The 20,850-nt window shown below is 57.6% G+C and carries 22 protein-coding genes; 14 read left to right on the top strand and 8 right to left on the bottom strand.

Going from position 1 to position 20,850, the window contains the following annotated elements:
- Positions 1–57: 57 nt before the first annotated feature.
- Positions 58–597 (top strand): hypothetical protein, encoded by a 540-nt coding sequence (locus tag K3767_RS07325; RefSeq protein ID WP_221172915.1) that lies wholly within the window; start codon positions 58–60, stop codon positions 595–597.
- Here K3767_RS07325 and K3767_RS07320 read toward each other — a convergent pair.
- Complete coding sequence (locus tag K3767_RS07320; RefSeq protein WP_221172914.1) at positions 569–3,289, bottom strand: hypothetical protein; 2,721 nt, start codon at positions 3,287–3,289, stop codon at positions 569–571. The genes K3767_RS07325 and K3767_RS07320 overlap by 29 nt on opposite strands.
- Before the next feature lie 34 nt (positions 3,290–3,323).
- Between K3767_RS07320 and K3767_RS07315 the strand changes: the two genes are divergently transcribed.
- Together K3767_RS07315 and K3767_RS07310 are read left to right on the top strand one after the other, a co-directional pair.
- Positions 3,324–3,608 carry a hypothetical protein gene (locus K3767_RS07315; protein ID WP_221172913.1) on the top strand — a complete coding sequence of 95 codons (285 nt, stop codon included), beginning with the start codon at positions 3,324–3,326 and terminating at the stop codon, positions 3,606–3,608.
- Positions 3,523–4,203, top strand: a complete 681-nt coding sequence (locus tag K3767_RS07310) for a hypothetical protein (protein ID WP_221172912.1) — start codon at positions 3,523–3,525, stop codon at positions 4,201–4,203. The genes K3767_RS07315 and K3767_RS07310 overlap by 86 nt, the downstream gene beginning before the upstream one ends.
- On the opposite strand, the gene K3767_RS07305 is transcribed toward K3767_RS07310, so the two are convergent.
- The 5 genes from K3767_RS07305 to K3767_RS07285 all read right to left on the bottom strand — a co-directional run bounded on the left by K3767_RS07305 (position 4,160) and on the right by K3767_RS07285 (position 7,102).
- The gene (locus tag K3767_RS07305; RefSeq protein WP_221172911.1) at positions 4,160–4,621 is read right to left on the bottom strand and encodes a hypothetical protein; all 462 of its coding nucleotides are present in this window, start codon (positions 4,619–4,621) and stop codon (positions 4,160–4,162) included. The genes K3767_RS07310 and K3767_RS07305 overlap by 44 nt on opposite strands.
- A gap of 1 nt (position 4,622) precedes the next feature.
- On the bottom strand, positions 4,623–4,862 hold the full coding sequence (locus tag K3767_RS07300; RefSeq protein WP_221172910.1) for a hypothetical protein: 240 nt from the start codon (positions 4,860–4,862) through the stop codon (positions 4,623–4,625).
- 63 nt (positions 4,863–4,925) lie between these two features.
- Complete coding sequence (locus tag K3767_RS07295; RefSeq protein WP_221172909.1) at positions 4,926–5,345, bottom strand: hypothetical protein; 420 nt, start codon at positions 5,343–5,345, stop codon at positions 4,926–4,928.
- Complete coding sequence (locus K3767_RS07290) at positions 5,342–6,079, bottom strand: hypothetical protein (protein ID WP_221172908.1); 738 nt, start codon at positions 6,077–6,079, stop codon at positions 5,342–5,344. The genes K3767_RS07295 and K3767_RS07290 overlap by 4 nt, the downstream gene beginning before the upstream one ends.
- A 3-nt stretch (positions 6,080–6,082) precedes the next feature.
- Positions 6,083–7,102, bottom strand: a complete 1,020-nt coding sequence (locus tag K3767_RS07285; protein ID WP_221172907.1) for a hypothetical protein — start codon at positions 7,100–7,102, stop codon at positions 6,083–6,085.
- Between the two features lie 111 nt (positions 7,103–7,213).
- Between K3767_RS07285 and K3767_RS07280 the strand changes: the two genes are divergently transcribed.
- On the top strand, positions 7,214–7,792 hold the full coding sequence (locus K3767_RS07280) for a hypothetical protein (RefSeq protein ID WP_221172906.1): 579 nt from the start codon (positions 7,214–7,216) through the stop codon (positions 7,790–7,792).
- Positions 7,789–8,598 carry a hypothetical protein gene (locus K3767_RS07275; protein WP_221172905.1) on the top strand — a complete coding sequence of 270 codons (810 nt, stop codon included), beginning with the start codon at positions 7,789–7,791 and terminating at the stop codon, positions 8,596–8,598. Before K3767_RS07280 ends, K3767_RS07275 begins: the two co-directional genes overlap by 4 nt.
- Here the strand turns inward: K3767_RS07275 and K3767_RS07270 are convergent.
- The gene (locus K3767_RS07270) at positions 8,595–9,416 is read right to left on the bottom strand and encodes a hypothetical protein (RefSeq protein ID WP_221172904.1); all 822 of its coding nucleotides are present in this window, start codon (positions 9,414–9,416) and stop codon (positions 8,595–8,597) included. The genes K3767_RS07275 and K3767_RS07270 overlap by 4 nt on opposite strands.
- Before the next feature lie 68 nt (positions 9,417–9,484).
- Between K3767_RS07270 and K3767_RS07265 the strand changes: the two genes are divergently transcribed.
- The 9 genes from K3767_RS07265 to K3767_RS07225 all read left to right on the top strand — a co-directional run bounded on the left by K3767_RS07265 (position 9,485) and on the right by K3767_RS07225 (position 20,249).
- Positions 9,485–10,180: a hypothetical protein gene (locus tag K3767_RS07265; protein ID WP_221172903.1), complete on the top strand. Its 696-nt coding sequence runs from the start codon at positions 9,485–9,487 to the stop codon at positions 10,178–10,180.
- Between the two features lie 75 nt (positions 10,181–10,255).
- Entirely contained in the window at positions 10,256–10,960 is a 705-nt protein-coding gene (locus tag K3767_RS07260) for a hypothetical protein (protein ID WP_221172902.1), read from the top strand.
- Positions 10,961–12,075: 1,115 nt separating this feature from the next.
- The gene (locus K3767_RS07255) at positions 12,076–12,282 is read left to right on the top strand and encodes a hypothetical protein (RefSeq protein WP_221172901.1); all 207 of its coding nucleotides are present in this window, start codon (positions 12,076–12,078) and stop codon (positions 12,280–12,282) included.
- A gap of 11 nt (positions 12,283–12,293) precedes the next feature.
- On the top strand, positions 12,294–13,883 hold the full coding sequence (locus K3767_RS07250; RefSeq protein ID WP_221172900.1) for a ParB N-terminal domain-containing protein: 1,590 nt from the start codon (positions 12,294–12,296) through the stop codon (positions 13,881–13,883).
- A 14-nt stretch (positions 13,884–13,897) separates the two neighbouring features.
- Positions 13,898–15,583, top strand: a complete 1,686-nt coding sequence (locus tag K3767_RS07245) for a hypothetical protein (RefSeq protein ID WP_221172899.1) — start codon at positions 13,898–13,900, stop codon at positions 15,581–15,583.
- Complete coding sequence (locus K3767_RS07240) at positions 15,543–16,037, top strand: hypothetical protein (RefSeq protein ID WP_221172898.1); 495 nt, start codon at positions 15,543–15,545, stop codon at positions 16,035–16,037. Before K3767_RS07245 ends, K3767_RS07240 begins: the two co-directional genes overlap by 41 nt.
- 52 nt (positions 16,038–16,089) lie before the next feature.
- Positions 16,090–19,005, top strand: a complete 2,916-nt coding sequence (locus K3767_RS07235; protein ID WP_221172897.1) for a CHC2 zinc finger domain-containing protein — start codon at positions 16,090–16,092, stop codon at positions 19,003–19,005.
- A 48-nt stretch (positions 19,006–19,053) separates the two neighbouring features.
- A complete protein-coding gene (locus K3767_RS07230) occupies positions 19,054–19,911 on the top strand; it encodes a toxin co-regulated pilus biosynthesis Q family protein (protein WP_221172896.1) in 858 nt (285 codons plus the stop codon).
- A 23-nt stretch (positions 19,912–19,934) separates the two neighbouring features.
- The gene (locus K3767_RS07225) at positions 19,935–20,249 is read left to right on the top strand and encodes a hypothetical protein (RefSeq protein WP_221172895.1); all 315 of its coding nucleotides are present in this window, start codon (positions 19,935–19,937) and stop codon (positions 20,247–20,249) included.
- Between the two features lie 44 nt (positions 20,250–20,293).
- On the opposite strand, the gene K3767_RS07220 is transcribed toward K3767_RS07225, so the two are convergent.
- Positions 20,294–20,848 (bottom strand): hypothetical protein, encoded by a 555-nt coding sequence (locus tag K3767_RS07220; protein ID WP_221172894.1) that lies wholly within the window; start codon positions 20,846–20,848, stop codon positions 20,294–20,296.
- Positions 20,849–20,850: the final 2 nt, after the last annotated feature.

Raw genomic sequence — 20,850 nt, 5'->3', positions numbered from 1 at the left:
TTTTCTTTTCCGTCAAGACGGGAAAAGAAAAAAGAAAAAAGCGAAAGGGGGCTTGCCATGTTCAGGTTCCGCGGCGTTTTCAGGGTTTCCGATCCCGGCGTCTTTGATCCGTACACGGCGGTGCCCGAAGGAGAAGTCCTGGACCGCGTGCTCGTGCTGTCCGGCAACGCTTCGAGCCCGCAGGGCGTGCGGTCTTGGGTTTACCTGGGGAAGGCCCATCCCCGACCGGACGAAGAATGGCTCCGAGAACGGTTCGGCGAGCGTTTAACCCGCCTTGAGGACATTCCGCTGAGTGTGCTATTCGCCTTAACCCAACAGAACGAAGAGGACACGGTAGCCCTGACTCTGGACCCAAGAAAACCTCCGACGGTTCTCCATCAAGAGGAATCGGGCAGGCTGGTGGCGGCGCATCCCGCCGAGCCGAACGGCTGGATCGTTGTGGCGTGCGAAAACGGCACCTGGCGGGTAATCGGAGCCGGATCGGGAGAACTCGAACATCCGGTCCTGCGGCGCGCCGTCCGGGAACTCGGCGTTAACCGAACCGCAAAGACCGGAAGAACCGCCGCGGTCAAGCGCTGCTGTGCTCCGTCGCGCTGAGAAAATCCCGCGCCCGGCGCAGAAACCGTTCCCGCACGGCCTCCGGGGAAACCTCGCCGGGCGCCCCTTCGGGGTAAAACTCGGCCAGCACCCGCACCGTCACCAGGAAAGCCCGCCTCCGCGGAAGCGAAGGCATCTCCTGAAGAAGCATCCGTACGCAGGCATCCCGCAGAACGGTCTCCTCCCGACGGGTGGTGCCGATCCAGCGCTCCTCCGCCGAGGGAACGAACCTCAACACCCCGGCTCCCAAACCCTCCATCACCACGAACGCCTCGGAGTACCGCGAAGTAAGCGTCAGGGACCTCAGCAGTTCCCTGCGTCGCTCATCCAACCCCAAAAATTCCGCCGCCTCGTTCACCGGAGCGGTTTGAGGGTTCTCCGGCGAAGTGAGGCGCAGGAACACTTTGAATCCGCTGTTTTCCGCAAAGATTTTCATCTGCTCGGCGTCCAGGTCGCTCAGGCTCTGAGAAATTAGCCAGGCGGACACGTTGATGGTGCGTCCCTGACGGGCCACATCCACCAGCTCCGCCAAAGCCGCGGGGACTCCCCTCAAATTGTGGAACTCGTCCACGATGAACACCTTCTTCCGCACGAAAAGCCGTTGCTCCCGTTCGTCCAGGAGACCGGTGTCCACCTGATCCTCGCGGGCCAGAGCCCCGGACCAGTAAAGCATCCTGCGCCATACCAGCATGAACACCAAGGCGCACAGATCGCGAAACCCCAACAGGCGTCCCCCCCACACGTAGAACGGATCGGATCGGAAGACGACCTGTTGCGCGGGTGCGCGGTTGAAGATCCGATCCCGTGCCCCGGTGAGGAAAGCGGTCAACCGCCGATGCACGGACCGCGCGTCGCGGCGGTCCTCCTCCGTCACGGCGAATCCCGGTGACTGAAGCACCTCCAGCAGGTCCTCCGGGCGAGGCAAGGCCCAGGCGTGCGCCAGCCGGGCCAGAGCCAGGGCCTCCGGTTTCCGGGTCCGTCGCCAGGTCTCCGCATAGAAGTCCCGCGCCTCCAGATAGGTGTGAAAGTTCAAAAACTCCGGCGCAGGCGAAGCGTAGGGGTCCACCGCGCGGGGTTGCTCGCGAAGGTCAAGACGTATGCGGTAAGCCCGACGTATCGCTTTCTCCAGTAACTTGCGTTCGGTCATGCTCATGCCTTCAAGCGCTGCGGGGAAAAACCGCTCCGAAAGGAACGCCACCAGATCCTCCGGCGGCTCCCGATAAAAAATCGGATACTCCAGCGGATTGAGCACCTCGGTGTCCTCGTCCAAGGAAACGACACGGCAGTCTCCGCCTAGGGTCTCGATCAGGGCCTGATACGAAGGGTACCGGGCGAAGTCCACTACCCCGATGAAGGGCTCGTGAACCGAACGCCAAAGTCCGGCGATCAGGTTTTGAGCCAGAAAGGTCTTACCGCTTCCCGAAGGCGCTACGATGAACCCGCACCACTTGGCCGCACGGGACGAAACGGGATTGAACCCGCAGGGTTCACCCTGACGGTTGCGTCCCAGTATCACCGGGTTTTCGCGGTCCCCGACAAAGGAACCGAAAAGCCCCGGCGTTATCCGTGCGGACTGCCCGGCGAGCAGGTACAGGCGTCGGGATTCGGGAATACGATAACCCGCGCCGAAGGGCCAGACGAACCGGGCCTCGACCGCATACCCCACATCGCAGTAAAGATCCACACCCGCAGCGCTGAAGGCGCTTCTGATTCGGGTTTCCGCCCGTCGGAGGAGCTGGACGTCCGGTGCGCACACCACGCAGTAACCCGCGGTCTGCACCACGGTTTCGCCCCTTTCGGCTCCCGCCCGCAGGAAGGCTTCGATGGCGCGGCTTTTGAGCAGGTTGTCCTCCCGAGCCCTCCCGAAAGCCGTCGCCCGCGCCAGGGACGCCTCCGTCTTGAGCTTTTCCTCAAAGGCCCCTCCGTGAGGCGGCGTGAAGTGCACAAGGTACAGACTCGCACACCCCTCCTCCTCCCGCAGGTCCGAGGCCTCCACCCAGGCCTGCCAGAAGTCCTCCGCATCGAACCGGCGAAAATTGGCCAGCCACCAGCACGAAAAACAGTACCCATCGTAGAAGAACCGCCCTTCCCCCAGAAACACCGTGTCGGACAGAACGGGAAGACGCCTCACGGGGTCGAACCGCGGGGGGAGCTCGCCTCGCCAGAAGACATCGCGCCAGCGGTAGGGATGCAGCAGCAAAGCGACCGCGCTCAGGGTTTCTTCATGAGAAAGGGGACGGGTCTCCGCACCCAGGCGGCGGATCTCATCCAGCAGCGCCGAGATCGAGGTCCGCAGGGCGCGCCGTTCCGCCAACATGCGGGACCGGTCGTCGCCGAACCGTCCCGGATCGAAAGGGGCCGACACTTGGAGAAACACGCGTCGGTGCATGGTGAACCGCGTCGGGTCCGGCGGTTCGGTCCGCATCGTGTTCCGCCATCCCCGCACCGTCTCCGCATCCGGGAAGGGAAACGACGCCAGCAGCCAGGACACGCAGAACTCTCCCGTGCGTCCCCGCAGGAGAGAAGCGAACCGCTCCACGGGAACCGAAAGATCATTCTCCCCCAGGCTTTCTAGGGGCGGTCCCCGAAACTCGACCAGCGGCGAGGCGTATCCCCCGTCGGAAAGACACCACCCAGAATCCTCCGGCCAAAAAAGCGGAAACAGTCCGGCCAGCGTTCTTTTCCTGAACATTTCGAGAAAACCGAAAAAGAAAGGAAGGGGAGAGGTGGAACCGATCGAGCGGGCTCTGGTTTTCGTGATGGCTCTGGAGGAAGCGGTCCGAACGGCGGCGCAGGCGCTAAGCGAGATCCCCGAAGCGCGGGAAATCCTCGGCGAACTCACCGATGAGGAACTTGACGCCCTGGCGCGCTGTCTGGTTACAATAAAGGTGAAGGGACCCCTTGAGTTCGTTAAGGAGGTGGCTCGTGCCGCAGGAACCGAAATCAGCAGAGCTACCCGAACGGAAAAACCCGAACGAACCCCATCCCCGCGGTTCTCCGTCTCCCGTTGAGGCCCGGATCGACCTGGAATACGTCTTTCCGGGTCTGGCGGACGAGGTGCGCAGAATCCTGCAGGTTCAACTGCACGGAGAACCTTCGCCGCGGATGCAAATTCAAGTGCACGGGAAACTTTCGCGGATGCGGTCTCCGGTCCGACGGTCCCTTCTGCGGCGACTGTGGGAGACCGGAAGCGTGCACGACCTGCACACTCTGTTCGTCACGAGCCGGGAGCTTCTGGAGCAGAAAGCGGCCCTTCTGGAAACGACCAGTCCCCACCGGAAGGCCGTGATTCTGGGGCGTCTCTGGCTGAACCTGTTAGGACGCTCGCTGGAGTTAGCCCTGCGGGACTACATGCACCTGCGCACATTGCACCTCACGAAGAGGATCGGTCCGGTCCGTTCGGGGGAAGACGAACGGAGGATGAACGTGCATCTCGGCCTGGGACGCCCCGCAAGCGTGACGGCCATCCTGCGCGCTGGGGCCCTGCGGCACCTGCAACGCACGGCAAACGTCACAGCTCCATCCGCCGAACGAACACAGCGCCGCGAGCGCAGCAACCTCATCACGCCGGTTCCGTTTCCGAAGGAACCGTCTCCGCCGTTTTAGCCAACCAAGGAAACCGTTCGCTCGGATCGGTAATCGGTTTGCGTTCCCCGCCGGAAAGGAATTTTTCTCCGTAGAGGAGGTCCCGCAGGAGCTCCCAGGCCACACGTCGCCTAGGAAACCGCGCGAACTCCGCCGCAAGCAACCAGGCCGCCACGAGAAACACCAGAAGATAACCCCCCAGCACGACCAGGGCACCGCTGAACCCTTTGAAGATTTCCACCACCAGCGCTATCGGGCAGAAAAACACCCCTCCGGCGGCAAGCACCAGCAGGTCCTCGGCGGGCGTCTTCACGGACCAGATGAGCGGAACAATGGGAATGGGAAACACGGAGGGCGCGTTGACCAGGCGACACCACCGGTCTTCGTTAAGTTCGGGTTCTTCATTGGATTCGGAGCGGTTGCGGGTTCGTTCGGTCATATTACCACAGGTTGCTCAAGGGATTGCTCCAGGGCGTGGAAATGCGTGTGCCCTGAGTGAGGTACAGCACCAGTCCGACGAAAAGAATAGGCGCCAGCGCCAGGATCACACCCCAGACCATCATGCGCGTGCCCCGTTTCTGAGCTTCGGGGTGATCGTCGGAGGCTTTGGTGCGTATGCCGTTGATGAAGCTCACCAGCCCCATGATCTCGGCGAAAAACACCGAGACCCAAAGCGTCAAACCCGCCGCCCGCTTGACTATCGTGACCAGATCCGTGGCATCCACAACCGGCTCTTGTCCGCCTTACTGGAAGAGGTTTTCGGGAGAATTGCCTGCACCCTGAAGCATCCCGCCGGGGCCGAAGTTCGAAACCGACACCTTGGCGCTGTTCGACAGGTAGAGAATCATCCCCATGAAGATGATTGCGGCGAGCCCCATGCCGATGCCCCAAATGATGCGGTGCTTCCCGGCTTTCTTCTCACGGGGGTCCTCATCGGCGCTGGCCACCTTGTAGAACCCCGTCACCACCAGAAACAATCCACCGATCAGAAGAGCAAACATCAACGCCCAAAGCGCTAACCCCGCCGCCCGCTTCACCATTTGGGGAATCGTGCCTGAACTTACTTGGCCCGTTTGTTGGTCCGCCGCCCATGCGTCCGACACCGCAAAAGGCGCCAGCAATAAAGCATTAATAACTCCGTAAATCATCCGCTTCGCCCTCATTTCGTCTCCTCCGTAAGAGCTTTCAAAAACTTCTCAATGCGTTCGTGTCCCTGCCGGTCGTCATATACGAAAAGAAGCCTTCGGTCGGGAACCCAACGCACCCAAGCACTTTCGTCGTCCGTGAGAGCGAGAACCTGAAGGAGAAAACGCCGGGAATCCCCGGAAACCGTCCTTGTCGGCAAACGATACACACGCTCCGCACACCGACGCACGATGAAACTGCGGGGGCCGATCCTCTCCACGAAGAGTCTTTCCACCTCCTCAAGGAAGTCCACCAGGTCTTCGCTATCCGTGAGGAAAACGTCTCCGCTCAGCTTGCGGTCGCCGAGTGAGGGCGGATCGAACACCGCGAACAGCCGGTTGCGCGCAAAAAGATCTCGCAGGGTGTCGCTGCGGTGAAATTCGTGCACCCGCAACAGGAAGACAGCGCTTCCCTCCGAAACCGCCGCGGACGCCGACGGCCCCAAGGAATGCTCAACCGCCGCGCGGCCCTCAGCGGCCCGTTCCGCCGCATCAAGGTATGCCTTCAGGCCTCCCGCAAGCTCCCCGGAACGGTCCGCGTTTTCTCCGGAAAGGGAGGAAGCGTTTTCGGACCGCGGTGCGGCTATCCCGACACGGTTTTTCGCTTCGCTTCGGACTTCGCCTGCGGGGACCAGATCGGGAGGAGTTTGCATGGGCCCCGCGCATCCCCACGTGACGACCGCTGCGACCAGCAAAACGATCATTTTCCTCACGGCTCACCTCCACCGAAAACACTTTCGAGGCGCCCAGCGGGACTCACGATGCTCGCAAACCAACGGTTCCTCATCGGCTCCCTTCCGAACGACAGTGAAACCCTCCGTGGGAAACCACACCTGACGCGGACATCCCTCCGGACAGTCCCACCTGCCCCTCAAGAAGAGGTACGCCGTTTGATCGGTTGTAAAGCGGCACTCGAACGCATCGCCGGAGACATCGGATTTCACCTTGCACGACCAGGAGGGTCCCAGCAGATCCGTCGCTGAGATGCCATGCTTCGATTCATAGGTCTCCCACAAACGCAGCAGGTCCTCATCCGCCAGCCGCTTCTTCTCGTCAAGCGTCGGAAGCTCGAAACGCACCAGACCGTCGAACCGGTCCTGTGCGCCCGTGGTCTCCCGCAGAAACAGCAACAGGGGACATTCCGTCTCCCCGCCGGGACCCTTCCGCTTCACGAACACCACCATGTCAGCCACCCGAAAGGGAAGACGGGGGAGCACCGCCAGGTGTCGCTCGTCAAGTGCGACCACCTGAAAAGCCTCGGCGTCGCTTAGGGCATAGGTTTGTTTGTTTTTCCCGGCGCGCAGCGGCCAGCCGAATTCAAGCACCGTCAGGCGCCCTACCGCTACATTGACGGTGAACGGCGTCCTCCAGTCCGCACACGAACGAAACCGCCGGGCCACAATCACCGTGCGTTCCTCGCCGGGACGATTGACCAGAGGCTCCTCGAAAGCACGTCGGTGTTCAACCACGCGCCGTTTCAATTCCCGCAAACGCTCCGGCGGCGTGGACAGCACCCTCCGCCGAAGCTCAGCACGCCGATCCCCTTCCCCCTCGGCGGAAACCTCACGGTACCCTTCCAACCCTTCGAGCAGAGAACCCCCCTTTGTCTTCCCCGGCGAACGGGTTTCCGCAAGTCGAGAACTTTCCACACTCCGCTGATAGATCAGGTCGAAGTTCACCGGAACCGTACCGTTCGTCCTGTCGGAGCCCGCCGCGAATGCCACCTGAACCATCATGCCCAGCCACCATCCAATCGCGATTACCCACGCAATCAAACGCACGTTCTTTTTCCTTTCCCCGAAACTTCGAATTTCCGAAAAAGAACCGATTTTACGGAGGGACGACGCATGGCTGTCCTGCGAATGCTGGGCGTGATGTTCATGGCGGGTGTGCTGGCGTCGGGATGCGGTTTCCGTCAACCGGTGGAATCACCGCAGGAAGCGGTTCAGCAGGCCATGACGGTCCGTCTGCGCGAAGCCCGGCGTGAAGGCTACCTCCAAGGCTGGAAGGAAGGCTACCGTGAAGCCCGTCGGGAAGTCCTGAGAATCCTTCGGGAAAACATGCAAGCGTACCAAGCATGGCGAGAATTCGAAAGGGCCGCTCACCGTGGCATGGTGGTTCCCCCGGTGATCGCCGTCGAGCGTGTACGCGGACGTCTCTCCGCGGACGGACGCGAATACCGCGGCCCCGCCTACCGTGTGCGTATCGTGCGTCCCGCCCGTCTCGTCGCCGACAACCCGTGGGATCTCGATAAACTCCTCAACCCGGAACACCTCGAACCGCTGGGCGTATACGACAGTCGCCGGGAAGCCGAAGCCGCCCTGCGAGCCCTCCGCCGCGAATACCCCTCTTGGCGCTTGACCATTCTGCCTTCCGCAACCGGTCGTTACTGGCTGGTCGTGCGACACCTCCGCGCTGAACCATGAGTCGCGAATCTCATACCAGCGGTGGCGGACTATCGAACGTTGTTTTCCTCTCGGTTCTGCTGGGCGCCACCGGGTTCAGTCTCTGGGTCTTCTGGACATACGTCCCCGTTTTCCGCGCACCGGTCTTCCTGGCTTACGCATGCATAAGAGCCATCGGAGCGCTTCTGGCTCTCGACTTCGAGCACAGCCGATACGCGCTGCTTCTCGGTCTCAGCGCCTTTCAAACGGCCCTCCACCATCCCGTGAGCTGGGAATTTTTCCAACGCACCCTATCGCAGTACGGACCGAGCCTTTCCCGGTTGATCATCGCCCTAACCGTCGAGTGTGGTGCGGTGTGCCTGGTTTATTTCCTGCGCCGTCGTCCCCTGACCGAAAACACCGTCATCCGAAAATACCGGAAACTTTCCTTCCAGGATCTCGTCCGCCGCATGAAACTGCCCCCTCCCGAAACCGACACCGACGAGAAAAAACTGGTCGAATGGTTCGCCAGAGTGCGAGAGGATCGAAACGTGCCGCCCAACGTCATAGCCCGCAAACTCGGCAAATTCGACAAGGACCGCAGACGCATGTTCATCAACTTTTTCGAACGCTGCCTTCAGCGGGGGGAAACCCTGCAGCTGATCAGCGATCCCAAAGAGCTGGAGCAACACACCCTGCGAGAAATTCGCAGCATGACGAACTTTTTCGACCTGCTGCCCGAACCGGCGGAGCAAAAGACCTCAGCGAACGGTCGAGAGGAACCAGATGAAGTGGGCGAAGAGGTGGTGGAAGTGTTCGAGCTACTGACGCCCGACCGGACAGGCTAGCGCAGCGCGAACACCAGAAGAAACAGAATCACTGCGAGAACGAAAACACCGCCGAAAATGCCCGCCATGAGTTTGGGATTTTGCAACAAGCGGTCAACAAACGAAGACGGAATATCGTCGGGTTTAGATTCGGATCGAGCTTGCGGTTGGACCTGCGGTTGAGGTTCTGGTTGGGGTTCTGCGGGCTTTGAGGACTCATGAGAACCGGCTTCGGAAGGCGCTGAAGGCGCGGACTTCGTATCGGATACAGACGATGCGGGTTCAACAGGCCTCTGCGTATCGGTTTCAGTGGTTTCGGGGGAACGGAACTGTTCGTCGGGTTTTTCGTCTTGCGGCTGTGTGTGCGGCGGTTGGCTCTGAGGCTGCGGATGTCGGTCCTGAACGGATAGGTTCTGCTGGACGAAATTTTCCACGATCTCGTAAAGAGCACACACGGCCATGAACAGCTGATTGACGGCACCCTGCAGTTCGCGGATTTCCCGCTTCAGTTCGGACTTCACGGTGGAAGCCGTGACACGGGTAGCAGACCGCACCGACTGCACGGTGCGCCGTGTTTTAGCGGAAGTCTCCAGATCGATTCCTCCTTCCGGCGTTGCCATCCTTAGTTCAGCCGGGGTTTCCGTTGCTTCCGTTTCGGAAACAACGTCCGCTTCGAGATCGGCGGCCTTCTGTCCCATATCGCGCTCAAGGCCCCCCACGACATCTTCAACGGAAGATTCTAGGGCAGGTGCCTTGTCACTCTTGTCGCCGCGACTAATGGAAACCGGAGTCGAATCGCCAATGGCTTCCAACAGGTCCTGAAGTTCCTCATCCCGCACGGCACTCCTCCGTTTTCAGGGAGTCTTTTTCGTCGAGAAAAGAATCACTTGATCCGGGAGGTAGAGCCGTGCGGACAAGATCCGAGTCCGAATCCGCCGAGCCCATTGTCGCAATATATGAACTGGCGCGTAGTGTCCGGTGGTGGCGACGGATAGCTCTTTTTGCAAGTCTCGGAACGGCACTATCTCTGGTGGCCCTATGTCTCACGCTTTACGGATTGAACGTATTGGCGCGCAGGCCTCCCGTGCCTCTCGCCTACTCGCCGGACGGACGTCCTTACCCGGCCTTATGGAGCCAGCGCAAACGCGTGCTCACCATCGAAGTTCAGGCCTTTGCGAAAGAAGTGACCCGCAAACTGTTCGAGTGGAACTACGGAGAATTTCTGGCGGACAACCCCGAAGTTTGGAAGCGCGTCATCATACGGCGGTTGAGGTTTTACTACGAGCCGTCGTACCTCAAGGCGTTGGCGGAGGGGATGGTGGCCGGAAGATTCGTGCAGTCGCTCCGGCAGCGTCGAGCGCAAACTCTGATACGGTTCGTGCAACCCGTTGATGTGGCCTTCAAAAACGGATTCGTCTGGGCGCGCGTTACGGTGGATCGAACCGACGTTTCCGCCAAGGGACGCAAAACCCTGACCCTGCGAGTGATTTACAAGATGCACATGGGCGACCGATCCCTGGAAAATCCCTGGGGACTCTGGATCGTGTGGCAGCAGGTTGAAGAGGTGGGACGCCGTCACGCTGTCAAGCGTATTTTTCGCTGATCGCCCCGCCGAGGCGCAGGGTGCGAATTAGTTACTTTGATTGGTAGGAGAGAACAATCGAAAGGAGGGAGGGTTATGCAGGATTGGGTAAAGGAGCACGTGTTGAGACGTTTAACGAATCTGGCGTTCAAGAAGGCGGAAATGGTTGTAGGCGACAGGAAACAGAAGGTTTACCGGCGTTTGAGGTTGGTATGGCGGTACCTGGGGTTTAGTGCGCGGGATGCGGAGGAACTAGAACGGCTGTGGAGGTCTTCCAATGAGCAGGAACCTTTGCACCGGATCACGATTATCACGGATTTGAAGGAGGTATTTGAGGATTCGGATGTGCTGGAAGGGTATTGGGAGTACAAGCAGGTACGGGAACGCATTCGCGACCTCCAGATGCGGCTTGCTCGGTTGAAGCTACAGAAGGAGAAGGTAGAGAACCAGAAGCGGGAGCTAGAGAGGCGGCAGGAACAGCTGGCTGAGAAGTTGCGGACCTTACAGGAAGAAAAAAAGCGCATTCAGCAGGCCTTGAGAGAACTGCGACAAGAAAAAAAGAGTGTGCAAGCGGATCTTAGACAAACTGTTCAGGAGCTGGAAAATTTGTCCACGCGAAAAGCGGAGATTTTTCGTCGTTGGAAGGAAAGGTTCGCGGAAGTTTTCCAAGGGATACGTAGGAAGCGTCGAGAAAAATTTGAGGAGTTGCGAAAAGAGATGGCTTCGACTTGCGATGGTTTTTCGGTTCTTCTGGAAGCTTTGGGACAACAATTGCCTTTCTCCCATCACCCTAAAAATTGAGGGATTCTTTGGGGAAGGCGCAAAAACTGGCATCCCCCCCCACCTTTTGGTCGATTTGAAGAAAACCCTAGGGGGGGTGCCAGTTTCTCGAGACAGAAAACTGGCATCCCCCCCCACCTTTTGGTCGATTTGAAGAAAACCCTAGGGGGGGTGCCAGTTTCTCGAGATAGAAAACTGGCATCCCCCCCCACCTTTTGGTCGATTTGAAGAAAACCCTAGGGGGGGTGCCAGTTTCTCGAGATAGAAAACTGGCATCCCCCCCCACCTTTTGGTCGATTTGAAGAAAACCCTAGGGGGGGTGCCAGTTTCTCGAGATAGAAAACTGGCATCCCCCCCCACCTTTTGGTCGATTTGAAGAAAACCCTAGGGGGGGTGCCAGTTTCTCGAGATAGAAAACTGGCATCCCCCCCCACCTTTTGGTCGATTTGAAGAAAACCCTAGGGGGGGTGCCAGTTTCTCGAGACAGAAAACTGGCATCCCCCCCCACCTTTTGGGCGATTCGTGCATTTTGGGAAAAACCCTAGGGGGGGTGCCAGTTTCTCGAGACAGAAAACTGGCATCCCCCCCCACCTTTTGGGCGATTCGTGCATTTTGGGAAAAACCCTGGGGGGGGTGCCAGTTTCTCGAGACAGAAAACTGGCATCCCCCCCCACCTTTTGGGCGATTCGTGCATTTTGGGAAAAACCCTAGGGGGGGTGCCAGTTTCTCGAGACAGAAAACTGGCATCCCCCCCCCACCTTTTGGGCGATTCGTGCATTTTGGGAAAAACCCTGGGGGGGGTGCCAGTTTCTCGAGACAGAAAACTGGCATCCCCCCCCACCTTTTGGGCGATTCGTGCATTTTGGGAAAAACCCTGGGGGGGGTGCCAGTTTCTCGAGACAGAAAACTGGCATCCCCCCCCACCTTTTGGGCGATTCGTGCATTTTGGGAAAAACCCTGGGGGGGGTGCCAGTTTCTCGAGACAGAAAACTGGCATCCCCCCCCACCTTTTGGGCGATTCGTGCATTTTGGGAAAAACCCTAGGGGGGGTGCCAGTTTTTTGGGGGCGCAAAGAGAGCAACGGCGAAGTGTTCCGACCAGGCTTTCTTTTTTAGTGCAAAACGAGAAGGCGGATGATGGCGGGAAGGCTTACAGAGATAGTAGGCTGTTTGGAGCATCAAGGTTTTCTTTTGATTGTAATAGCCCACAGGACATCCGCCATCGTCCGCCCCCTCTCTTTTTCGCCCGGCCCCGCAATGGGGCCGGGTTTTTTTAAAGCCGCCATTTTCAACCTGCCGTGTTTGTTAGGCTTAATGACGGGGATGAAAAAAACACCAACTTAAGGAGGTGCGTTATGGTCGAGTATCGTCAGGTCAACATGTTGCAGGTTCATCCGGTGGCGAAAGAGTTTCCTCCGATGCCTCCGGAAACTTTTGAGGCTTTGGTTCGGCAGATCAAGGAAACCGGTGATCTCTTGGTGCCCATTGTAACCATGGGCACGGTGGTTCTGGATGGGCATCATCGGTTAAAGGCAGCGCGGGAGGCCGGGCTGGAAAAGGTGCCGGTTGTGGACGTACGGTCTCTTCCACCGAATCGACTGCTTCAGACGCTGGTGAGCCTGAATTGTCTGCGCCGCAATTTGGACACGAACACGCGCATGCGCATGGCAAGCTGGTTGATACTGACAAAGTATGTCGATCCTCTTGACCGAGAAGGTTTACGGAAACTAGCAAAGTGGATAGGGGTTTGGGACTACAAGGTCGTTTTATTAGCTCATTTAGCGCGTGCTAATCCCGAATTATTTAAGAGGTTGGCGCATGGTCAGGTGAAGTGGAGTGACGATGAGGTGCAAAGTGTAGTTTGGGGTCTCTCAAAGGAGTCTGGAGTCGAGACCGGCGAGAAAGCTACGAAGACGGCGGATGAGATTGATTTGGAAAGGATCAGGGCGGAGATACAGCAGCAGGTGGAGAGCGAGTTGAGGAGTCGGTTGGAGCGGGAGTTTGAGCAGAGGGTGGAGCAGGAGGTAGCGGCTCGGCTGGCGACTATGGAGGAAACAAAAGAAGAGTTGGGTGAACAAGAAATAGATGAAGAGGCGTTGAGGGAGGAAATTCGCGAAGAGGTGGAGGCACAGGTGCGCGAGGAGCTGGAGAAAGCAATGGAGGAGGAAGTGGAGCGGCGGGTACAGGCGCGGTTAGTGGAGCATCTGGAGCAGATGCAACGTGAGCAAGAGGAGAAGGTACAGAAGCTACAGCAACGTATTCAAGAGCTTCAGGACAAGTTGGATCATACGCAGGGTGGTTCGGCGGAAGATATGCGGGAACTGGAGGAACGGTTGCAGAAGTTACAGCGCGAATTTGACAAAGTGCATCGTCGCATGGAGAAGTATCGTGCCGAGGCGGAGAAGGCGCGTCGAGAGTTACAGAGGATGATGACACCGGAAGAGTGGCGGTTGTTGCGTGCGATTGATTTCCCGATGGAGCTGATGGGGGAGTTATGCAATCGGCTCACCTCGGCAATGGACGCCATTCGGATTGCGGCGAAGGCGGGGAACGCGCGGGTGTTTTCTCCGTTTTCGCGGGATGTGGTGTGGCGGTACAAGAGTCGCATTTTGGAGCTGGAGCATTTGTTGAAGGAGCTGAAGGCGTTCGTGTTGTTCATGTTGGGCGAGCAGGAGTGGCCGGAAGAGGATCCCCGGCGCAAGCAACGTGTTCCGTCTGTTGAAAAGATGCGGGAGGCTTACGAACGGAATTTAGCCGCCGTGCAGGAACGCAATTTTTACAACCACGATACGATTGATGATGGGGTTGATGCGGTGGAAATGATCCAAGAAGCGACGGATGGGGCATCGGTTGACGAAATAGTTTTCGATGAGAACGCTGAGGCCGCTGAGGAGGACGATGAGGAGGGGAGATTGCGCGTGGAGGATCATTCGGTGACTTCGTGAGCGCACGAAGCGACGTGAGTGCTGAAGCGGATTGCGGGAAAGCGGAAGAAAAGAACGAGAGTGCAGCGGATTGCGCATCGTTTGTTGCTTCTGACGATTCTGGTTCTTCCGGTGTTGAAGATTGTTCCACGGAATGCGGGGATGTTGTGTCCGCAAGTACATCCGGTGATACGGATGACGCATTTGGCACGACGAATGATGCGGTAGTGACCGGAAAGGCGGAAGAGGGGAATGGTTGTGTGACGGAGGGTGCGGCGGGGGATGTTTCTGCTGTAGTGGACTGCAGAAAACGGGAAACGGTTAAGCGTATTAAGCAGGTGATAGAGGCGTGGGAGAGATCGGCGCAGGAGTTGTTGGAGAAAAATCTTGAGAAGGAGCGCAAGCGTCAGGAGGCGAAGAAGCGGGACAAATCCGAAATATTACGGGAGGCATTTTTTGAGCTTTACGGAGCCAATCTTGACAAGGAGGATGAGGAGGTGCGGAGCTTACAAGAGCTGTATGAGACTTTGCAAGAGTTAAAAGAGGCGCGTCCGGATACGTTGGACAAACGTTATCGGACGACGCGCAAGTACATAGAGATTCGAAATCGGTTGCACAAGTACTTGTTGGATGCGGAGCTCGGGTACCCGGATGTATTCCGGGAGGGAGAAAACAGGATTGTGCACCACATTCAGCACCTGATCATATTGGGAGAGCCGCTGATGAAGTATTACGAGTTTCATGTTCATCAGGTGTTGAATTTCTGGCGTGGCATTGTGGAGAGGGCGAAGAGGGAAGGGGATCGGGCTTTTGAGATTGTGTATTCGCAGTCGATCAAGGAGCTTGAGGAGCTGTGGCAGCAGTTTCGGGAGGCGCGTCAGGAGGCGTTCAAAGCATGGGAGGAGTGGGGGCGGAGGAGAGCGCATCCCTGGCAGCAGCTGAGGTGGGCGTGGAAGAACAGGGCGGAGGATTTCAAGAAGCATCCGGGTTTAGCGAAGTTTTATGAGGAGTGGGTGCGAGCGCATCAAGAGGATTTACAGCAGGAATTTTGGTTCTGGGTGTTCTGGTCGATTGATCGGCTGTACACGGTGAACGACGATTTGATTGAGCAGCGGTTGGGAGTGGAACACGGGCGCATTCACTTTCAGATTCTCGATGAGTACAAGAAGTCGTTACGGACGGTGGAGGTTTGCGAAGACACGCCGCGGGAAGAGGATGAAGAGGAGCATCATGAGAAGGTGGTTCCGAGGATTGAACGGGACGAGGTGATGGAGCGTGAGTTATTGGAGCTGCTTTTCCGGTGGGACCGGGAGAGTTTTCGTGTGTTTTTCCGTTTGGCGTATGAGCGTGCCGAGGAGGAGAATGCGCGGGTGGCCAATGTTTTGAGGAAGCACTTCTATGAGGTGTTGGATGCGGAGGGGGTGCTGGATCGGGAGGCCTGGAAAAAGCTGAAGCAGCTGGTGCGGGAGGAGCCGATAGCGACGGTAGCGGCTTTGGACTATGCGGCGGTGCGGTTGCATCCGATGCTGGCCAACAGTCGGTACTGGACGGAGAAGGTGCGGGAGAATCCGGTTTTGTTGGTGGAGCTGTTGGAGCAGTTTTATGAGCTGAGGGGCACGGTCTCGCCCGGTGAGATGAAGATTTTTGCTGACAAAAGACCGGAGAGAAGGGGGGGCGACGATGGCCGGGACGACCAGCACCAACATGCATCGGCGTCTTGAGATTTGGGCTCGTCAGGGGCTTGTTCAGGAGGAAGCGGTTCGGAAGCTGGCGTGTTTGGACGAGAGGCAATTGCAGGTGGTGTGTGCGGTGCTGTTCACGGATTTGATCAAGTTGAAAGCGGAGGATGCGGAGAAGATTGTGGAGGCGGCGGGTCGAGGGGAGAAGGCGTTTATAAAAACGGTGAGGTCGGTTGCATACAGGCTGGCGCGGGATCGGAGTCTTTGTGATGCGTATTTACGCACGGCTCGTGTGGCACTCAATCGGTATCTTGAGGAGGTGTTGCGGGTGGTGCGGCGGGGAGGCGAAGAAGGGCGTCAGTACGGGAGTGAATTGATGTTAAGGTTTTTGGAGGAAGCGATAGCACCGGCGGTTCGGATGCTGTTGATGATAGGGAGCCAGCTGGGGGCGGAACGCAAGTTACATCTGCGTCTCAAGGAAAAGCTGATGTTGTAGTCCGTTCGTTTCGCTTTTCCCTCATCAAAAACACGCAGCGAAGGAGGGGGCTATGGAATCCATGGGATTGGTGCGTTTGCTGGAGGATTTAGGTTTTGGGCCGGGGAAACGCATGGGGACGTACGTGTTTTTCCGGTGTCCGTTTCATCAAGAGGTTCATCCCAGTTTTGCGGTGGGGGGGCCTCGGTTTGACGGTCGGCGCGGGTACTGTTTCGGGTGTGGACGGAGTTATTCGGCGGTGGACGTAGTGTTACAAGCGGGAACGGCGCACGATTTCAGGGAAGCGGCGGAGTGGTTACGCAAACACTATCCCGAGCTTGCGCCGGAGGGACAGCCGGAAAAACAAACCAACGGAAGGGATCCGACGGAACGGTTTTTGCGAAAGGTGCGGGAGCTTCATGCGGTATTGAAGGATCGGTTGTATGAAGATGTGTTGCAGAAAGGTGAGTGGAGTCGGGCATGGCGTCGGGTGAAGGGGTATGATCTCGAGCCGATGGAGGTGATGTTGTATCAGTTGGGGGTGGTGGAGGAGGCGGATCGTTCGCGTTTTGAGGAGGTGTTTGGTTCGCAGCGTGGGCGGAGGTTATGGCGGCAGGCTGTGGGGCGTTTGGTGGCGCCGGTGATTGAGCCCGGCACGGGGCGTGTTGTGGGATGGTGGGGGCGTTTGGTGCGTGAGCATTCCGAAGGCAGTCATCCTGATCGCAAGGTGCTGTATATTGCGGTGGATCGGAATGCGCGGGTGCCGTTCGGGTTGCATCGGTACAGGGACGGCGATGTGGTGATAGTTTGTGAGGGAGCGGCGGATGCATGGGTGTTGGGAACGCGGCTTTACGGGGACGGTGTGACCGTAGTGGCGGCGGGTGGAATGGTGGATCGATTTACGCCGGAGGTATTTCGGAGGTACGGACTGCGGTGTCCGTCGCGGTTGATTTTTGCGCCGGATGCGGAGTGGAGTGCGGTGCGGACGTTGGTGCGTAAGGCGGATGTGTTGGAACGGATTTGGAGCGAGGAAGGGACGGAGCTGGGGGTGTTGGAGATTCCCGCCGGTCGGGATCCTGATGAGTATGTCAAGGGGAGCGAGAAGGTTTCGTTGAGGAGTTTGCGGGTGCGGTCCTTGAGGGAGTTTGTAGCGGGGCTGGCGCGTGGAGACGGTTGGGAGGGTGAGGCGGCGGAGAGCGAAGGGCTTGCTCCGAAGACCTTGGGAGCGAGCGGTTTGGAAGCGGAAGCGCGTCGTACTCTGAAGCGCATGGGAGACGATTTACGGGATGAAGATGAGGAGTTGCTGCTGTTGGCGGATGCGGCGATGAAGTACGATGAGGAGGAAAGAGAAAAGGTGCTTGTCGAGCTAGCGAAAAGTCGCGGCATGACGGTGGCGGAATTGAAAAAACGGTTACGCAGGCTGGCGAAGCGAAAGTTTTTAGAGCGACCGCAGATTTGTTTTTTGCATCCGGCGCTGGATGCGGTGTTTGATGAGGAAACGGGGACGGAGATTATTGTTGCGGGTTATGAAGCGGAGGAACTTGTAGCGGGAGAGACGGTGCGGTTCAACATACATTTGTTGAATGTGAACGGAGAGGTTCAGATACGGAGTGTGGAGCGCGGTCAGCCCTTGTTGGTATTTGAGGTGGAAGGTAAGGAATCCAAACGATACGTAATACGTCCGTCGGGGACGGCTTTACCGTCATTGAATCATGCGGTTGGGGGGACGAATTTGCTGGTTCGGGTGCGTGAGGGACAGGAGAAAGGCGATTTGCGAGAGCTGTATAGTGAGCTTTACGGGCTGTTTCGCAAGTATGTGGGATTAAGCAAGCAGGCGCATTATGAGATATTAGCGTTATACACGGTGATGACGTATTTTCATCGGTTATTCACGGCGGTGCCGTTTTTGTTTTTATTCGGGGGGAAGGAAAGCGGAAAAACTCGGACGATGCAGCTTTTGGAGCGGTTGTGTTTTAATGCGCATTTGGTGACGCGTCCCTCGGAGGCGGCGATAGGAGACATACTGGATGGTTTCCGGGGGACGTTGTTGATTGATCAGGCGGAGTTTTTGAGTTTGAGGGGTTTTGAGCCGATGGTGAACTTTTTGGCGGGGACTTACACGAGGGACACGGGTCGTCGGGCGATAGTGATGATTGGTAATCGTGGAAAGCGGGAGATTCGGGTTTTTGACTGTTACGGGCCAAAGGTGTTTGCGGGGTTTCGGGAGCCGCTGTTGGATTTACGGGATCGGATGATAACGATCAATCTGGTTCGGCAGATACGGGAGTTTCCGACGCCGACGGCGGATTCGGAGGACTGGGAGAGGATACGGGGGGCGCTGGTGGTGGCGTACTTGAAAAATGCTCGTTTGGTGCGGGAAGTGTATCAGGATGCGGGTAATGACGAACGCTGGCGGGTTTTATTTGAAGGGGTGCGGCGGGAAAAGCGGAAGGAAGAAAAAGAGGAAGTGGAGGGGGTGTGTTTAACAGGGCGGGTGTTGGAGTTGGTTCGGCCTTTGGCGACGTTGGCTGAGGTATGCGGTAGTCAGAATCTCGGTGAAATTTTGTGGGAGATTGGTCGTCAGCATAGTGAGGTTGCGGTGGCGGTTTTTTACAAGGACATTGTGGTGTTACAGGCGTTGTGGGATTTGGCTCGGCAGTCGCAGGTGGGGAAGACGGGAAGGAAGGTGGTGGTGGGTTTGTCGGATTTGGTTCCCATTGTGCGGGAGCGCGGGGAGGATTTGCACATGCGGGGGGTGCTGGAGGTTATCAAGCGGCAGCAGGTGGCTTCCGGAATCAAGGTGGACTGGAACGGGGAGGTGTATGTGGAAGTTTCGGTGCCGATTATTGAGCGTCGCCTGGCGGTGTTGACGAACACGAAAAGAGGAAACGGGAAAGACAATGGCTTTGGGGGAACCGATTCCGAAAATGTGAACGGTAAAGAAGCGGAGTGGATGTGGGAGCAGGCGAGTGATCAGCGGATCATGTAGTTCTTTTTTTGTGACGATGGAAAACGAAAAGAGGGAAGGAGGAGTCTGATGCGCAGGGTTGTAGGGGGTTTGGTGTTGGCGATGTTTTTGGCGGGGACGGGTTGGGCTCAGGCGCCGGAGCCTGCGAAGGCGGAAAGGGTGAGGGAAAAGACGGTGTGTTTGGATTTGTTGCGCAAGCTGGAGCGCAAGATGGAAGGGGGGGTGGGATTTTATGTGGATGCGAAGACGTTGGAGTGTGTTCGGAAGTATGGTGACTGGCGCAACATATTGAGGGAAAACGAAGCGGCTTCCCCGGCATCTACAGCATTGTCGCGTGCGGAACCCGTTTCGGAGGAGCCATCTGTTCCTCCCGCTGAGAACCGGTTTACTGAAGACACGGAGTCCGTTGTGTCTTCGGTTCCCGGGCGGGAGGCAGCGTCTTTGAACGAGACATCCCCTTCGGGGGAGTCTTGGGTATCTCCGGAGGGTTCCCCGGAGGTTGTGCAGGATCCCTTCCAGGAAATTCTGGCTCGGTTGGCGGATTTAGAGGAAAGAAGCGTAGGGACATGTGAGCAGGCGGTAGAAGAGATACGCAGGTTACGTCAGGAGATTGCGGAGATGAAGAGGTCATCCGTGTCGTCCGGTGTTTCCGCGAGTGTTCCTGTTACGGGGGCTTGCGTTGTGACGGTTCACTTGAAGCGGGGGCTTTTGTCGGAGAATGTGAAGCGGATACTGGCGGGTTACGGTTGGCGCACGCCGCCTGGTTGGTGGGCCACGGACAAGGATTACGAGGTGGAGGCGGACAGCGAGATCCGGGGACGGGACTTGTATGATGTGATTCAGAAGATACTGGAGCGGCGTGGGCTTAGGGCGATATTTTACCTGGCCGGGCGATCCGTACGTGTAGTGGAAGCGGCTTCGAAGTAGTGATGGAAGCGATGGAGGAGCTTGTGTATCGGCATTGGGACGGTGAGGACCTTTGTGCGGACGATTTTCCGGACGATCTGTGTCGGCTACGGGATAGAGCGTTTTCGGAGCCGAAAAGTGGCGAAGAAGAAGGCGATGCGTGTGAGGAGCGGGCTGACGGAATGCCAGTTCGGGATGATCGAGAGGATTTATCGGAAGCCGCCGCGCAGGAACTCTGGGAGAAGCTGACGGAGGAAGCGTATCAACACGATCCGGCGTTAGGGGCTCTTATGGCCGGATTACGGGTGCAGAAAGTCCGAAAATCGTGTTGGTTTATGCGCATTCGGTGCGGATCTTGATCTATCGTTCTTGGTTTTCCGCATCGCTTTTCCGTATCAGGCGGCTAAGGTTCCTGCTGGAATCGGTTGTGCCGATGTGCGGTAACATCTGTTGTCATGTTCATATCGGATGGCATTCCGGCGGGTGTTACGGAATGCGCTAATTCCTGAATTTTCTGGTTCAAAAGATCGTATTCCTGCAGGATCTGTTTCCAGGATTTGTTTGTGTCACTTGTCTGAGCGAAAATCCGCAGACAGTACCTGAAGGCGGAGGAATGCAGGGTGAGAAAGTCGGTGGGTTCGATGCGTATTCCCGCACTTCGCATGATGGTGCAGAGTTGAGAAGTGAGATTGGTGGCATGTCTCATAGCCACATCCAGTATATTGAGGCGTTGTTCTTTCGACCTCTCCTGAACAATGTTTTGTAGATATTGATTCTGTCGTTCGGCGATCCGCTGGACCGTTTCCAGGGTGACCTGCAACCGATTGTGCATCATGAGGGATTCGCGTTGCTGTCTTTCCGTAAAGTTTTCCATGGACTTCAAAAATTCCGCCAGGCGCTCGTTGAGCAAACGTATTTCGTTCGTGAGGGGATCACGTGTGGTGTAGCGTGAGGTCACTC

Origin of the sequence: Thermosulfurimonas sp. F29 (assembly GCF_019688735.1) — a bacterium.
In the GTDB taxonomy this organism is placed as follows: Bacteria; Desulfobacterota; Thermodesulfobacteria; order Thermodesulfobacteriales; family Thermodesulfobacteriaceae; genus Thermosulfurimonas_A.
Note: the sequence above shows the minus strand (reverse complement) of the source record. Positions and strands in the feature narration are given on the sequence as shown.